Raw genomic sequence first — 15,218 nt, 5'->3', positions numbered from 1 at the left:
CCCCATGGGGCCGGGTCACTTTAGCGCCTTGCCCTGCGTCGCGCCCAGCGGCGTGTGCAACTGCGACGTTACCCATTCGCCGGTGTTGTCGTCGCGGCCCTGTAGCAGGTAGCGTGTGTCGGGCTTGCGGTAGTTCTGCACGGCGAGCGCCGAGAACTTGCCGATGTCGGTTTTCGGGTCGCGCAGGCGGTTGACGATCAGTACCTTCTTCGTGTCCGCGAAGTCGGCCATCATGTTCTGGTCGCCTTCGCTGTCGCCGGCAATGAAGCTCGGGCCGTAGCCGTACTTCGTCACCAGGAAGCGTCGGATGTTCTTCGTCTTGCCCGGACCTTGCGTCTGGTCGTAGCCGCGGCGGTATTCGGGCTGGATCACGCCTTTGGCGTCGCGTTCGAGCTCCATCGCGAGCACGCGTTCGGGCGGGTTGTTGTAGCCGAAGGCGGGATTGGAAGAGATCTCCCTGATCACGTCGACGAACGACGCCGAGCACACCCACACGTCGAAGCCCGCATTGCGGAAGGCCGCATAGAGCGCCTGCATTTCCGGCTGCAGTCGCAGGCCGTTCTTCCAGCTGACCGACACCACGCCGGCTTCGCCGGGCAGGCTGGCAGGCGATGTCCACTTCACCTTGGCTATCGGTTGCGCGAGCTGCCACCTGACCGTTTCGGCCGTGAGCTTGCGGACCTGTGCCTCGGTCATGCCGGCGAACAGGTAGGTGACCCATGGGTAAGCCGTGTCGTGGTCGAAGGTGTCGCCAATGGCTTCGTAGAGATAGCGCACCTTCGTGATGAAGGCGGTGTAGTGCGGGCTCTGGCGAACCTGTTCCAGCGTCTGCGTGCCGCCGAAGCCGATGTAGTTGCTGCGCAGCCAGGTGTAGCTGGCGACGATATCCGGCGCGATCCGGTCGATGCTCACCGGCTGGCCGGCAGCGTTGTTGTTGCCCGGCAGGAAGTTCGTCTTCGGAATGTTCCGGCGCAAGGCGGTTTCGAGCTGCGTCGGCGTGGCGCCGAACTGGAGGTTCTCCAGCTGATAGATGAGCGCGGCTTCCTCGATGTCCAGAAAGATGCTGGTGTTGTCCCAGTCGAACACGACGTACGGCGGCCTTGCGGCGTCGTAGCCGGCGCTGCCCTTCCCGAGTCCTGAAATCAACCCCTCGATCTGCGCGCGGTTGAAGTCCTCCCAGTGGGCCGGCGCCAGGGTGAGCGCCTGCGGCTGGAGGCTGGCACAGCCCGTGGCGACGAGTGCCGCAGCCACGGGAGTGAGGAGGAAGAATCGGCGTTGCATCAGAGGTCCTTGGTTAAAAATTCTTGGTCGCCCGACTCCAGCACCGCAAGATCGCTCTCGTCCTTGAGCGCGATGCCGGTCGCGCCGCGTCGCAGCGCCTCGCGCATCAGCCAGGCGAGCTTGAAGGCTGCGGTGTCGTAAGCCAGGCCGGCCGGCCGCACGTTTGAGATGCAGTTGCGCTCGGCATCGTGGCGGCCCTTGCGTGGTGCGTGCGTGAGGTAGATGCCGAGACTGTCCGGCGAGGTCAGGCCGGGTCGCTCGCCGATCAGCATTACCGACAGCGCAGCACCGTGGATTTCCGCAACCTCGTCGGCCAGCGCCACGCGCGCTTGCGACGCGATCACGACAGGCGCGAAACGCGTGCCGGGCGGCAGATGCGGGCGCAGAGCGGCCAGCAACGGCACCGCGTTGCGCGCGACCGCCAGCGAAGAAAGGCCGTCGGCGATGACGATGCAGACATCGCAGTGGGTTCCGTCGGGCGTTTGCGTTATGGCTTCACGCAGGCGGTCGGCGTCACCGGCATCGAGTTGTCGGCCCAGATCGGGTCGCCGCAGATAGGTGGTGCGGTCTTCCGCACGACTTCGAACGCGCGCCACGTCCCAGCCGTCCGCGCGAAGTTCGGCGTCGAGCGTGTCGACATCGAGCGCGGCATGGATCGCATCGCGCGCCATCGCATGCGCCCAGCCGAAGCGCAGCGTTTCGTCGGTCGGCATGCCGGCGCCAACGCGGCCGAGCGCGAGGCGGGCAGGGGTGGCGCGGCGCCAGTCCTGCCAGGGATTCGGAGTGACGGAAGACGTGTTTTCGTCCGCGCCTTCGGTGGTTATGGTGGCGTCTCTTGGGACGATGGGCTCGGTCATTTCAGGTCCCCAGCGCAGCGAGGCCGCCCATGCCCGCCAGCAGGTGGTTCGATGACGGCGGCAGCAACCGACCTGCGTCGTCGGTGATCTGCATGCGTTGCAGCCACGCCTCGAATTCGGGCGCACGCTTTATGCCCATCGTTTCGCGCAGGAACAGCGCGTCGTGGAACGATGTGCTCTGGTAGTTGAGCATCACGTCGTCCGCGCCCGGCACGCCGATAAGGAAGGTCAGGCCGGCGGTGGCCAGCAGGACGAGGAGCGTGTCCATGTCGTCCTGGTCGGCCTCTGCGTGGTTGGTGTAGCAGACATCGCAGCCGATCGGCAGGCCGAGCAGCTTGCCGCAGCAGTGGTCTTCCAGTCCGGCCCGGATGATCTGCTTGCCGTCGAACAGGTACTCCGGCCCGATGAAGCCGACGACGGTGTTGATGAGCAGCGGCTTGTAGCGCCGCGCCAGCGCATAGGCGCGAACCTCGCAGGTCTGCTGGTCGACACCGAAATTCGCATTCGCCGACAGCGCGCTGCCCTGGCCGGTCTCGAAGTACATGACGTTGTTGCCGACCGTGCCGCGCTTGAGCGACAGCGCGGCGGCATACGCTTCGTCGAGCAGTTCGGGCGTGACGCCGAAAGACAGGTTGGCCTTCTCGCTGCCCGCGATCGACTGGAACACCAGATCGACCGGCGCACCGGCCTCGGCCAGCGCGATGGTGTTGGTGACGTGCGTGAGCACGCAGCTCTGCGTCGGTATCTCGAAACGCTGGATCACCTCGTCGAGCATGTGCAGCAGGCGACCGAGCACCGGCATGCTGTCGGATGCCGGGTTCAGCCCGATCACCGCATCGCCCGCGCCGTAGAGCAGGCCGTCGAGCGTGGAGGCCGCGACGCCGCGCAGGTCGTCGGTCGGATGGTTCGGCTGCAGGCGCACCGCCATGTGGCCGGGCAGGCCGATGGTGTTGCGGAATCGCGTGACCACGCTGCACTTCTTCGCCACAGCGATCAGGTCCTGGTTGCGCATCAGCTTCGATACGGCGGCAACCATTTCCGGCGTCAGTCCAGGGGCGAGGGCGGCCAGCGCGGCGGTCGTCGCCCGCTCCGACAGCAGCCAGTTGCGGAAGTCGCCGACCGTCATGTGCGACACCGGCGCGAAGGCGAGGGCGTCGTGGCTGTCGATGATGAGCCGCGTGATGTTGTCGCTCTCGTACGGGATCAGCGCTTCGGTCAGGAACTGCTTTAGGGGCGTGTCGGCCAGCACGTGGCGTGCGGCCATGCGCTGCTGCGACGTCGCCGCGCCGATCTCGGCCAGGTAGTCGCCCGAACGCGCCGGGCTGGCGAACGACATGACCTGCTTCAGGTCGTCGAATGCGAAGACTTGTCCGGCGATGGTGGTGCGGTAGCGCATCGTGGCTTTCCTTCAGGTGGACAGCATCTCGTCCGGTGCGGCGGCCCTGCGCTGTGCGCCGGTCGCCAGGAAGTAGCAATATGCCAGTGCCATCAGCACCAGGAACAGCACCGTCAGCAGGGTGTTGAACCAGACCATCGCACCCAGGCACACCAAGCCGAGCACGAAGGCGATGGCCGGGAACGCCGGGTAAAAAGGTGCGCGATAGGTACGCAGCAGGTTGGGCTCGCTGCGGCGCAGCCTGAATAGCGCGGCCATCGACATCAGGTACATCACGATCGCGCCGAGCACTGCCATGGTCACGATGTTGGCGGTGAGCGTCTGGCCGCCGAAGCTGATCAGCTCGTCACTGAAGATCGCCACTACGCCGATCACGCCGCCGGCCAGCAGCGCGCGGTGCGGCGTACCGAAGCGCGGGCTCAGGCCGGCGAAATACTTCGGCAGATAGCCGGCGCGGGCCAGCGCGAAGATCTGGCGCGAGTAGCCCATGATGATGCCGTGGAAGGACGCGATGAGGCCGAAGAGGCCGATCCACACCAGCATGTGCAGCCAGCCGCTGTTCTCGCCGACGACCACCTTCATGGCTTGCGGCAGCGGGTCGTTGATGTTGGCCAGCTTGCGCCAGTCGCCCACGCCGCCCGCGAAGATCATCACGCCGAAGGCCAGCACTACGAGCGTGACGATGCCGGTGGTGTAGGCGAGCGGGATGGTGCGGTGTGGATCTTTCGCTTCTTCAGCGGCCATGGCCGCGCCTTCGATGGCGAGGAAGAACCAGATCGCGAACGGTATCGACGCGAAGATGCCCGAGACGGCCGCGCCATTCAGTACCTCGCCGCCAGCCCAGCCGTTGGCCGTGAAGTTGGACCATGACCAGCCCGGCGTGACCACGCCCATGAACATCAGCAGCTCGAAGATGGCGAGCAGCGTCACGAAAAGCTCGAACGCCGCTGCAATTCCCACGCCGGCCCAGTTCAGAGCGATGAAGATCACATAGGCGCCGAGCGCGAAATACTTCGGGTTGACGCTTGGAAACTGCACGTTGAGGTACGCGCCGATGGCCAGCGCGATGGCCGGCGGCGCGAAGACGAATTCGACCAGCGTCGCGAAACCGGCCACGAAACCGCCGGTCGGGCCGAAAGCGCGGCGCGCATAGGCGAAGGGCCCGCCGGCATGCGGGATCGCGGTCGACAGTTCGGTGAAGCTGAAGATGAAGGTCGTGTACATCGTCGCCACGAGCACGGTGGCGACCAGGAAGCCCAACGTGCCGGCGGTGTTCCAGCCGTAGCTCCAGCCGAAATACTCGCCGGAGATGACCAGTCCTACGGCGATGCCCCAGAGCTGGAACGGGCCCAGGACTTTCTTCAGATGGCCGTTGGCCGGGCTGCTGGAACTCATGGTGCTTTCCTGTCGGAACTGTGATGACCCGTATTCGACCCATGCGACAGTCATTGTTCTATCCGGAATCGGAAAAAGACGGGAGCGGCCGAGGCATCGCCGTGCGGCGTCATTGCGGTTTGGCAGCTTGCCAGCCGGGTCGCAGTGGCACCGCTCTTGCTTGCAGGCCGGTCGTCATGTCTGCCAACGAACCGTCTTCCTTCGTCGTCCGCGACGATTGCACTGCTGCGGCGCGCGCGCGCTACGTAGAGCGTGCGAGCCGCGACGTGGACGAGCATGCGACGCACATCTCGGCATGGCACCAGGAATACGACCAGCTCTCGTGCGGCGCCTTCACGGGGGCGGTGCGCGAACTGTGCGTGGACGCGCCTCGTCTGCAGGTGTTCCACGAGCACACCGGCCAGCAGACCAGCCAGCGTTGCCTGCCGTGGCGCGGTGCCATCTGGTTCGGCGTGCCCGACGCAGCCAATCACGCGCCGCTGCATTTTTGCGGCCGCACACAGCCGCTGGAACGCGAGCGCCGCGTGCTGTCCGCCCGGGCCGACGACGGCTTCGCGCTGCGCACGCCGCGCCACTTCGGCATCTACGGCGTCGTCATCGACGAGGAGTGGATGGGCGGCGAACTCGAACGCCTGGGAACCCGGACGCCGCTGCGGCCTGCCGCGACCGGGCTTTCCGTGCATGCCACCGTGCTGTCCGCGCAACGCCATGCCGCGCTGTGCCAGACCATCGAGTCGATGCTCGCCCTCGGTGCCAGCGAAGAGATCGCATTGCAGTGGGGCCGCACGGCCTTGCGGACGCTGACCGACCAGCTGCTCGGCCTGCTCGGCGATGTCGAGCGATCGCCGGAGCGCGAAGAGGTCGACCGGACCTCGCAGCGGCGGCTGCAGGTCGTGATGGCTGCGCGGTCGCTGGCCAGCGATCCGGTGAACCACGACCTCACGGTCGACGCGCTGTGCGACCGGCTGCACGTGACGCCGCGCACCCTGCTCAATCACTTCCAGGGCGCGGTGGGCGAGTCGCCGACCGAATTCCTGCGCGCGGTGCGACTCAACGCCTGCCGCCGCCGCCTGCGCGCGACGGCTTGCGAAACCAAGGTGCAGGACGTCGCAGCGCAATGGGGCTTCTTCCACATGGGCCGCTTTTCGCACGCGTACAAGACGCTGTTCGGCGAGCTGCCGTCGGAGACCCTGCGTCTGGCACGCCAGCATCACTGACGCGAGCATCGTTCATGCAAGTTTCCGTAAGGGCCGGCATGGCAATAATGGCGATTCCAATCTTCGAGACCATCTTTCCATGCGAATCCTTCCTAACGCCGCCATCGCCGCCATCGCCGCTGCTGCTGCCGCTCTGTTCGTACTGCCATCCGCCGCCTGGGCGCAAGCGCCGGCCAAAGCCGTCACCACGCCCAGTGGCCTGATCTATCAGTCGCTCAAGGAAGGCACCGGCGCATCGCCGGCTGCCACCGACACGGTCAAGGTCCACTACAAGGGCACTTTCCCCGAAGGCGGCAAGGAATTCGACAGTTCCTACAAGCGCGGCGAGCCCACCGAATTCCTGCTTAACGCCGTGATCCCGTGCTGGACCGAAGGCGTGCAGAAGATGAAGGTCGGCGGAAAGGCCAAGCTGACCTGCCCGCCGGCCATCGCCTATGGCGCGCGCGGAGCGGGCGGCGTGATCCCGCCGAATGCGACGCTGGACTTCGAAATCGAGCTGATTTCGGTCAAGGGACGCTGAGGCCGGGGACGACGCCGGTCGTCGCTCGTCCCGAAGCCACCCAGGCTTCCAGTCCGCCGGCCAGCGGCCGCGCGCTCGTTGCGCCGCGCGCGGCTAGCAGTTGTGCGGCCATCGCTGCCGAGACCTCATTCGGGCAGTCGCAATACAGCACGATCTCGCGGTCGGTCGGCCAGTCGGCGATCTGCAGCAGTTCGGCCAGCGGCTTGCCGGATTTGAGTTGTTGCAGATGCACGTTGATCGCTCCGGGAATACGCCGGCTGTCGATGTGCATCGTTGCCTCCGAACGAACGTCGATCACCAGTGGCGGTTTGTCTGTCGCCATCAGCGTGTGCAGTTCGTCGATGCCGATGCGCGGCACGCCGATCGCCATCAGCGTGTTGCGGCGGCGCCAGAAGCGCAATGCGAGTGCAGCCGCGATGGCGACCAGCAGCACGACCATCGCCAGCGAACTGGCGTCGGTGATGGCTTCCAGCACGACTTCGATCTGAGCGCTGAACAGCCAGCCGGGAATCAGGAAGGCGGCGACCCAGATCGCGGCGGCCAGCAGGTCGAATGCCAGGAACCGCCGCAGCGTCATGTGCAGCGCGCCGGCCATCGGCGGCGCAACCACCGAGACGCCGGGCACGAACTTGGCGGCGATCAGCGCGCTGCCACCCCAGCGCGTGATGAGCGATTCGCTCTGCCGCACGCAGGTGTCGGGCGATAGCGAAATCTTGCAGAGCAGCCGCATCACCCGGTTGCCGAAAAAACGCCCGGCGTAGAACCAGGCCGCGTCGCCCAGCAGGTTGGCCAGGATCGCGGCCACGACGATCGAGCCGAGCGGCAACTGGTCCGCGGCGATTAGCCCGCCCGCGACGACCAGCACGGCCGACGCCGGAATCGGAGCGCCGAGTCGCGCGAGCAGGGTCGCGACGAACACCACGGTCACGCCGTGGACCATGAGTTGCGACATGACTGCCGAGATGAGTTGCTCCATGCTGTCGAATCTAAACGTCTTCAGCGTTGCGGGAGCGCGTAGGGTCCGATCAGCGCCGCGCGTGCGGTCGGCGACGGAAAGACGCAGGCGACGTCGTGAGCGCAGCCAGGCACAACCGTGACGTGTCGCTGCTTCTGAGGCGCCAGTGCGGCGCGGTCGTAGGCTGCGTAGGCGATGCCGCGCTGCAGACGGTCGGCGCCCTGGGCCATGGCGGCACAGGATTTGTCGAGGATCCGGTAATAGGTGCCCTTCGAGTCGCCGCTGTCGAGTTCACCTTCGACGTAGTGGATGTCTGCTTCCGCGTAGCGCTGGCGCGCGGTCGCTGCGTCGCGCCCGAGCCACGCGGGCAGTGCTTCGGTGCCGTATTTCCAGCGATCGATTTCGGGGCAGCTGCCGGCGGCGGGCGGTTGGGGTCGCATCGCATCGAAGTAGAGCCATGTGCCCGGATCGGAGACAACGTAGCGCATCGCAACGCCTGGAGATGCTGCCCGAGCGACGTTCGCGAAGCCGATGTAGTGCTGGACCATCTGTGCGCCGGCCGAGAAGCCCGCGACGGTCACGGTGCGCAAGCTGGGCCACTGTCGCGCCACTTCTGCAACAAGCGCGTCGAGCGCCGCGAACGACGTCAGTCCGGTGTTCGCACGGCCGCCTTCCATCCAGGAGCCGCAAGTCCACAGCGCGTCGCCGGGCACGGCGGCCGGCACGCCCGGTGTCCGGCATTCACGCGAGCGGTCGGCATCGACCTGGAACACGGGAGCGACGACCAGGATCCGGTCGATCGCGTCGGCGCCACGTACTGCCTTCAACGTCGCGTCAAACGTCTTGTCGGCATCGCGCGGGTGGCCGTGGAGGGCGATCAGGGCCGATATCGGTGCGCTCGCGGCATTTGCGCGGGCTGGCAACGAAGCGTAATAGCGAAGAGTGCCGCCAGTGCCTGGTGCGTCGAAGCCGAAGTAGCAATCCGGTGATGCGGCCAGTCGGCAGGTTTGCAGGTCGCCGGCGGCGAGCGCAGGTGCATTCGCCATCAGACCTGCAGCCAGAGAGCAGACCGACAAGGCTGTTTTCCAGATCGGTCGCATGTGCATGGCCCTAGAACGGTTGGTACTGGTAGAGCCAGGTCTCCGAAAGTGTCTGGTCGCCATTCTTCAGGAAAAGCCGCATGTCGACCGGCTCGCTGCCCTGGGACGCGAAGTCGAATTGTGCGCGCCACTGGCCCGCTACGCCGTTGGGCACGGCCTCTGCGAAGACGTACGAGAAAGTGCCGCGCGACGCCGTCAGCACGATTTCCGGCTTGACGCCGAAGGGCAGGGTCGCGAGCGGCGCACCGATGAACTCGACCATGAACTTGCGCACACCCGCGGGGCGCGGCTGTCCGGGCTGACCGCCACGACCGATGCGCGTCGCGATGCAGCGCGCCAGCGGCGACGGGAAAGGCTCGGCGTCGGTCCAGTGCAGCCGGTACTTGAGCGCATAGGCCGATCCCGCCACGGCGGGCGCCTTGGGCACCCACATCGCGACGATGTTGTCGTGGATCTCGTCGTCGGTCGGTATCTCGATCAGTTGAACTTCTCCCTGGCCCCAGTCGCCGATCGGCTCGACCCACAGGCTGGGTCGCTTTTCGTAGAAGACACCGTCCTGGTAGTGGTCGAAAGCGCGATCGCGCTGCAGCAGGCCGAAGCCGAGCGGCCTGTTGTCGGTGAATGCCGAGGCGCGCGTCTGCGTCGGATTGTTGAGCGGACGCCAGATGCGCTCGCCGGCACCGCTCCACATCGCCAGGCCGTCGGAATCGTGCACTTCCGGGCGCCAGTCGACGCCGGCCGGTTTGACGGTTTCGGAATACCAGTACATCGAGGTCAGCGGCGCGATGCCGAGGCGCGCGATGTCCTTGCGCACGAACAGTTGGCAATCGATGTCCATCAGCACCGATTTGCCGCGTTGCATGACGAATTTGTAGGCGCCGGCGATGCTTGGACCTTCGAGCAGGGCGTAGACCGTGACCTTGTCGCTTCCGTCGCTCGGCGGCTCGAAATAGAAACGCGTGAATGCCGGGAACTCTTCCGGCCGGTCGGGGACGGCGACTTCGAGTGCGATACCGCGCGCGGACAGCCCGTACTGGTAGAGCTCGCCAATGGCGCGGAAGTACGAGGCGCCAAGAAACGCGACCCAGTCGTTCTTGCGCCAGTCGAGCTTCGACGGGTCGCCGAGCCGGCTTTCCTGAAATCGGAAGCCGGCAAATCCCGCGCCTTTCGGCAACTGCCGCGCGGGGCTGTCGGCAGGCATGTCGAAATAGTCCGGGTCATAGAGGATCTCGCGCGCGGAGCCGTCGCTGCCGGCTTTCTCCAGCACGTGCATGTGCACCGGTGTGTAGAAGAAGCGGCCTAGGTGGAAGAAGGTGACCGGGAATGCGCCGGGGCCGTCCTTGAAGAGTGCGCTGTCGGTGTCGAACCTGATCTTGCCGTGCGTCTCGTAGTCGATCTTGTCAAGCACGTCCGCCGGCAAGGTATTCAGTGAAACGTAGGGCTGCGCAGCCATCGATCGGGCCTCGGCGGTCAGCCGGTCGAAGGAAAACGGTGTGGGCTGTCCGAGCTTGAGTCCGCCGGCGGCAAATGCATCGGCGGGAATTCCGAGAGCAGCAAGCGCAGCGGAAGCGCCGCCGGCGGCGATGAAGGATCGTCTTTGAAGCATCGCCGAATCGTGCCGATTCCAGCGTCTTTCGACTGTAGGCAACCGCCGCTCGTGAACCAGCACATCCCCCGCTGCGAGGATCGGAAAAAATCTTGCTCAGCAGGGAGATATATCGTTTTCGGTCACGCGAACTTTTCAATAGAGTCGAGTCTTTCCAACCCCAAAACCCCCAAAAACCTCAAGAACGATGACCGACTCTACACAGCGCATTCCCTTCCACTTGGCTTTCCCGGTCCGCGACATCGCCGAAGCGCGTGCGTTCTACGGCGAGCTCCTGGGCTGCCCCGAAGGCCGGAGTTCTCCCGAGTGGGTCGACTTCGACTTCCATGGCCATCAGATCGTCGCGCACCTTGCGCCCGACGAATGCGGCCACAGGACCAGCAGCGCCGTCGACGGTCACCAGGTGCCGGTGCGGCATTTCGGCGCGATCGTGCCGATGGACAAATGGCAGGCGATGGCCGAGAAACTGATCGCGCAGAAGACCGAGTTCGTGATCGAGCCGTACATCCGCTTCAAGGGTGAGCCGGGCGAGCAGGCGACGATGTTCTTTCTCGACCCGTCCGGGAATGCCATCGAGATGAAGTCGTTTGCCGACCTGAACTCCCTGTTCGCGAAGTAGAGCCGTCAGGCGGCAGCTTCCGCCAGGCATCGCGCGAAATGCGCGACGACCGGCGGGTCCATGCGGTTGCCGCGTTGCAGCAGTCCGATCTCCCGATGGAATGTGTGCTCGCCGAGAGATACCGCACGCACGCCGTCCGGCAGAGGCAGATGCGCCTCGACCATCGGGGCCAGCGCAACACCCAGTCCCTTCGAAACGAGATGGATCAGTCCGGAGATTTCGTCGAGCTCGATCGCATCCCGGGGCGTTATGCCCTGGCGTCTGAGGAAACTTTCGACCAGTCGTCCGCCGAACGATGCGCGGTCGTAGCGGAGAAACGGCTGTTCGTCGATCAGCGCGCGCCAGTCTTTTCGCTTGGATCCGTCCTTGGGCACGATCAGTACGAAAGGCTCGCTGACCAGCGTATGCCACGTCATGTCGGGCGGAATGCCGAACGGCGGGCGGATTGTGACGGCGACATCGATGTTTCCTGCATCGAGATCGTCCATCAGCCGCAGCGAGACGCCGGGCGAGATATGAATTCGTACGAGCGGGAAGGTCCGCCTGAAAATTTCGATCGCGCGCGCGACGAGCGTCGGCTGAGCGGACGCGATGGAGCCGAGACGCAACAGACCTTGCGGCGAGTCTTCATCGGCCGGTTCTCCGAGCTTTGCGAAGAGCGCACAGATGACCTCCGAGCGCTCGAGCACGGTCTGACCGGCCGAGTTCAGCGTGGCAGACCGCCCGGTCCTGTCGAAAAGCGAAAAGCCCAGGTGTTCTTCAATCCGACGGATCTGGCTGCTGACAGCCGACTGCGTCAGACCAATGCGTTCCCCGGCGGAGGCAAAGGTTCCATAGCGGCAGACGGCGATGAAGGTTTTTAACTCGGCAATCATCGCCGTAGCCTATCGCCTATCCGGCGAATAATCCGCGGCGATCAAGATCGTCTCGGAGTCGGAAACGGGCGGATCAGGCCGGCGATCGGGCCGGGATCACTCGCTCGACCTCGAGCCTGCGGAACAGATCGATGAACGCATCCTCCGTGCTCTGGTAGTCGAGAAAACCGGCCTTGCGGCTCTTCGTCATGTCGGCCAGCACTTCCATAGGACGGCCCAGGTCGGCGTCCGTGTGCCACCACGATGCGAGCTTGCCGAGGTCGCTTTCCTTCAACCCGTCGCGCGCCGCGATCGCATCCCATTCGGCCGGGCTCGCTGCCATGCGCTCCGCCAGCGGGCGCACCGTGCCGTCGAACGGTGCGGACTCGATACCGAAGTACGTCGCCAGGCGCAGCCACAGCCATTGCCAGCGGAATACGTCGCCATTGACAACGTTGAAGTCCTCGTTGCGCGCCGCGGGGCTCTGCGAGGCCCAGGCCAGATGGCGGGCGAGCAGACGCGCGTCGGTCATGTCGGTCAGGCCTTCCCATTGCGCAGCGGAGCCGGGGAATACGAAGGGTTGTCCGTTGGCCTTGCAGAGCGTTGCATAGGCCGCGAGCGTCACGCCCATGTTCATGGCGTTTCCGACCGCGTAGCCGATGATCGTGTGCGGTCGGTGCACGCTCCAGCCGAAGCCGTGGCGCGCTGCCGCTTCGAACAGGCGGTCTTCCTGCTCGTAATAGAAGTTGTCGACTTCCTGCCGGCCCTGTTCCTCGCGGAACGGCGTCAGCGGCACATTGCCGGTGCCGTAGGCCTCGAACGGGCCGAGGTAATGCTTGAGACCGGTGACCAGCGCGGCATGACCGCCACGCAGTACGGGGCCGACGGCGTCGAGCACGTTCTGCACCATGGCGCCGTTGACGCGAATGTTCTCCTTTTCTGTGGCCTGGCGTGCCCAGGCCGTGAAGAAGACCTGCCTGACGTCGAGACCATCGAGCGCCTTCGCGATCTGTCCGGGGTCAGTGAGGTCGGCGGTGATCTGGACGCAGCCTGACGCGACCGGTGTGCGACCGCGAGAAAGACCGTAGACGGTCCATCCCTCGGCAAGAAGATGTTCGGACAACGCGTTGCCGATGACGCCGCTTACGCCGACGATGAGAGCTTTTTTTTCCATGGGCGATGGTCCCATTCATGCGCGAACGGTGCAGCGCCGTCGTGCAAGGCCCTCGACCGCATGCGGTCGGCGGTGCCGGGCGCTAACCCGCGATCAGCTTCTGCACCAGTTCCGCCGTGGTGGCCGCGCTGTACTTTCGCATCAGCCGCGCGCGATGCAGTTCGACCGTGCGGTGGCTGATGCCCAGTTCGCGCCCGATCTCTTTCGACGTGAGCCCGCGCATCACCTGCGCCGCGACCTCGCGTTCGCGCGGCGTCAGTTCCGCTTTCGCGGTGCGGCGCGAGCCGAGATCCTCGAAGGTCCAGATGCCGGCCTCGTGCGGCATCTCGCGGTTCAGCGCATGGCCGGAGACATGGCACCAGAACGTTTCGCCGGCGAAAGCGCCGTGCAGGCCGCCGAGCCGCCGCATCATGCGGTTGTCGGCATAGCGCCCGCTGGCATTGAGAAGCGGCACCATGCGCCGGCCGATGCGCTCGAACTCGACCGCGCTCGGGTACAGCACGCGAAAGGACTGGCCGACCAGCGCCTCGCGTGTGGCGCCGAACATCTCGCACAGGCGCTGGTTGCAGTCGATCATGGTGCGATCGCGCGACAGCACCATGCCGACCGGCGCATGGTCGAAGGCCAGCCGGTAATCGATCGTGTCTACGGCAATCGTCTCCACGGGGTCTCCATTACGAATTTCTACGTATGCAAGTACGTAGTATCGTTTCGGCCTCAGCCCCAAATTACCGAGGATCACGACCCCATGGCCAACAAGATCTATTCCTCCGCCGACGAGGCGCTCAAGGGCGTCGTCGCCGACGGGCAAACGCTGGCTGTCGGCGGCTTCGGCCTCTGCGGCATTCCGGAGGCGCTGATCGACGCGCTGCACGATTCCGGCGTCAAGAATCTGACCTGCGTTTCGAACAATGCCGGCGTCGACGGCTTCGGGCTGGGCAAGCTGCTCGGCACGCGCCAGATCAAGAAGATGGTCGCCAGCTACGTCGGCGAGAACAAGGAGTTCGAACGCCAGTATCTGGCCGGCGAACTCGAACTCGAATTCACACCGCAGGGCACGCTGGCCGAGAAGTTGCGCGCCGGCGGTGCGGGCATTCCGGCCTTCTTCACCAAGACCGGCGTCGGCACGCAGGTCGCCGAGGGCAAGGAACTGCGCGAGTTCGACGGCGAAACCTACGTGATGGAACGCTCCATCGTTCCCGATGTGTCGCTGGTCAAGGCCCACACCGCCGACAAGTCCGGCAATCTGCGTTTCCGGCTCACGGCGCGCAACTTCAACCCGGCTGCAGCGATGGCCGGCAAGATCTGCATCGTCGAGGTCGAGAAGATCGTCGAAACCGGCGAGATCGCACCGGACGATATTCACCTGCCGGGCATCTACGTGCACCGCATCGTGCTGAACGCCAACCCCGAGAAGCGCATCGAGAAGCGAACCGTGAGTGCCGCAGCGCCGGTCGATGTCGAAGCCGCGAAGGTCGAGGCGCAGGTCGTGATCGCACAAGCTGCCGCCATCGACGAATTGCCCGTTCCTACCGTGCCAGTCAACAAACAAGAAGGAGCCTGAGATGCCCTGGACCCAAGATCAGATGGCCGCGCGTGCGGCGCAGGAACTCGAAGACGGCTTCTACGTGAATCTCGGCATCGGCATCCCGACGCTGGTCGCCAATTTCGTCGGCGACAAGGAAGTGTGGCTGCAGAGCGAGAACGGCATGCTCGGCATCGGTGCCTTCCCGACCGAAGACATGGTCGACGCCGACCTCATCAACGCCGGTAAGCAGACCGTGACGACGATCCCAGGCAGCGCGATCTTCGGCAGCCACGACAGCTTCGCGATGATCCGCGGCGGCAAGATCAACCTGTCCATCCTCGGCGCCATGCAGGTCAGCGAGAAGGGCGATCTCGCCAACTGGATGATTCCCGGCAAGATGGTCAAGGGCATGGGCGGCGCGATGGACCTCGTCGCCGGCGTCAAGCGCGTGATCATCCTGATGGAGCACGTCGCGAAGAAGAAGGACGGCACGGAAGACATGAAGATCCTGCCCGAGTGCACGCTGCCGCTAACGGGTGTCGGCGTGGTCGACCGGATCATCACGGATCTGGCGGTGATGGACGTGACGCCCGAGGGCTTGAAGGTCGTGGAGCTGGCGGACGGCGTGAGTTTCGAGGCGCTGCAGGCGAAGACGGGTGTGGCGTTGATCGAATGATTCCGGCGGAATACGCTCGGACGTTCAGTTGAAGGAGATT

The 15,218-nt window shown here is 65.2% G+C and carries 15 protein-coding genes; 5 read left to right on the top strand and 10 right to left on the bottom strand.

The annotated features are described in order from the left end of the window. Positions 1 to 15 precede the first annotated feature (15 nt). The 4 genes from ACSFA3_RS04395 to eat are packed head-to-tail and all read right to left on the bottom strand — an operon-like array spanning position 16 to position 4,929. Entirely contained in the window at positions 16 to 1,281 is a 1,266-nt protein-coding gene (locus ACSFA3_RS04395) for an HAD family hydrolase (RefSeq protein WP_435504172.1), read from the bottom strand. Next, positions 1,281 to 2,138, bottom strand: a complete 858-nt coding sequence (eutC, locus tag ACSFA3_RS04390; RefSeq protein ID WP_435504171.1) for an ethanolamine ammonia-lyase subunit EutC — start codon at positions 2,136 to 2,138, stop codon at positions 1,281 to 1,283. The genes ACSFA3_RS04395 and eutC overlap by 1 nt, the downstream gene beginning before the upstream one ends. 1 nt (position 2,139) lies before the next feature. Then, positions 2,140 to 3,534 carry an ethanolamine ammonia-lyase subunit EutB gene (locus tag ACSFA3_RS04385; RefSeq protein WP_435504170.1) on the bottom strand — a complete coding sequence of 465 codons (1,395 nt, stop codon included), beginning with the start codon at positions 3,532 to 3,534 and terminating at the stop codon, positions 2,140 to 2,142. Between the two features lie 12 nt (positions 3,535 to 3,546). Continuing rightward, positions 3,547 to 4,929 carry an ethanolamine permease gene (eat, locus tag ACSFA3_RS04380; RefSeq protein WP_435504169.1) on the bottom strand — a complete coding sequence of 461 codons (1,383 nt, stop codon included), beginning with the start codon at positions 4,927 to 4,929 and terminating at the stop codon, positions 3,547 to 3,549. Between the two features lie 176 nt (positions 4,930 to 5,105). Between eat and ACSFA3_RS04375 the strand changes: the two genes are divergently transcribed. Further along, complete coding sequence (locus tag ACSFA3_RS04375; protein ID WP_435504168.1) at positions 5,106 to 6,146, top strand: helix-turn-helix domain-containing protein; 1,041 nt, start codon at positions 5,106 to 5,108, stop codon at positions 6,144 to 6,146. A gap of 79 nt (positions 6,147 to 6,225) precedes the next feature. Then, entirely contained in the window at positions 6,226 to 6,666 is a 441-nt protein-coding gene (locus tag ACSFA3_RS04370) for an FKBP-type peptidyl-prolyl cis-trans isomerase (protein WP_435504167.1), read from the top strand. On the opposite strand, the gene ACSFA3_RS04365 is transcribed toward ACSFA3_RS04370, so the two are convergent. From ACSFA3_RS04365 to ACSFA3_RS04355, 3 genes are read right to left on the bottom strand one after another with little or no spacing between them, the layout of a single operon-like run. Beyond that, entirely contained in the window at positions 6,653 to 7,642 is a 990-nt protein-coding gene (locus ACSFA3_RS04365) for a VTT domain-containing protein (RefSeq protein WP_435504166.1), read from the bottom strand. The two genes, ACSFA3_RS04370 and ACSFA3_RS04365, sit on opposite strands and share 14 nt — an antisense overlap. 20 nt (positions 7,643 to 7,662) lie before the next feature. Further along, the gene (locus ACSFA3_RS04360; protein ID WP_435504165.1) at positions 7,663 to 8,697 is read right to left on the bottom strand and encodes an alpha/beta hydrolase family protein; all 1,035 of its coding nucleotides are present in this window, start codon (positions 8,695 to 8,697) and stop codon (positions 7,663 to 7,665) included. Positions 8,698 to 8,731: 34 nt separating this feature from the next. Next, positions 8,732 to 10,327: an OpgD/OpgG family glucan biosynthesis protein gene (locus ACSFA3_RS04355; RefSeq protein WP_435504164.1), complete on the bottom strand. Its 1,596-nt coding sequence runs from the start codon at positions 10,325 to 10,327 to the stop codon at positions 8,732 to 8,734. Positions 10,328 to 10,514: 187 nt separating this feature from the next. Here ACSFA3_RS04355 and ACSFA3_RS04350 point away from each other — a divergent pair, with 187 nt between their 5' ends. After that, entirely contained in the window at positions 10,515 to 10,946 is a 432-nt protein-coding gene (locus tag ACSFA3_RS04350) for a VOC family protein (RefSeq protein WP_435504163.1), read from the top strand. A 5-nt stretch (positions 10,947 to 10,951) separates the two neighbouring features. Here ACSFA3_RS04350 and ACSFA3_RS04345 read toward each other — a convergent pair whose 3' ends face one another. The 3 genes from ACSFA3_RS04345 to ACSFA3_RS04335 all read right to left on the bottom strand — a co-directional run bounded on the left by ACSFA3_RS04345 (position 10,952) and on the right by ACSFA3_RS04335 (position 13,638). Beyond that, positions 10,952 to 11,821 (bottom strand): LysR family transcriptional regulator, encoded by an 870-nt coding sequence (locus ACSFA3_RS04345; protein WP_435504162.1) that lies wholly within the window; start codon positions 11,819 to 11,821, stop codon positions 10,952 to 10,954. Positions 11,822 to 11,894: 73 nt separating this feature from the next. Beyond that, the gene (locus tag ACSFA3_RS04340) at positions 11,895 to 12,974 is read right to left on the bottom strand and encodes an SDR family oxidoreductase (RefSeq protein ID WP_435504161.1); all 1,080 of its coding nucleotides are present in this window, start codon (positions 12,972 to 12,974) and stop codon (positions 11,895 to 11,897) included. An 82-nt stretch (positions 12,975 to 13,056) separates the two neighbouring features. Beyond that, entirely contained in the window at positions 13,057 to 13,638 is a 582-nt protein-coding gene (locus ACSFA3_RS04335; RefSeq protein ID WP_435504160.1) for a LuxR C-terminal-related transcriptional regulator, read from the bottom strand. A gap of 84 nt (positions 13,639 to 13,722) precedes the next feature. Here ACSFA3_RS04335 and ACSFA3_RS04330 point away from each other — a divergent pair, with 84 nt between their 5' ends. Continuing rightward, on the top strand, positions 13,723 to 14,538 hold the full coding sequence (locus tag ACSFA3_RS04330) for a CoA transferase subunit A (protein ID WP_435504159.1): 816 nt from the start codon (positions 13,723 to 13,725) through the stop codon (positions 14,536 to 14,538). 1 nt (position 14,539) lies between these two features. Continuing rightward, the gene (locus tag ACSFA3_RS04325) at positions 14,540 to 15,178 is read left to right on the top strand and encodes a 3-oxoacid CoA-transferase subunit B (RefSeq protein ID WP_435504158.1); all 639 of its coding nucleotides are present in this window, start codon (positions 14,540 to 14,542) and stop codon (positions 15,176 to 15,178) included. The last annotated feature ends 40 nt before the right edge of the window (positions 15,179 to 15,218 follow it).

Source organism: Variovorax glucosi (assembly GCF_051216695.1).
In the GTDB taxonomy this organism is placed as follows: Bacteria; Pseudomonadota; Gammaproteobacteria; order Burkholderiales; family Burkholderiaceae_C; genus Variovorax.
This window is presented reverse-complemented; position numbering and strand designations above follow the sequence as displayed.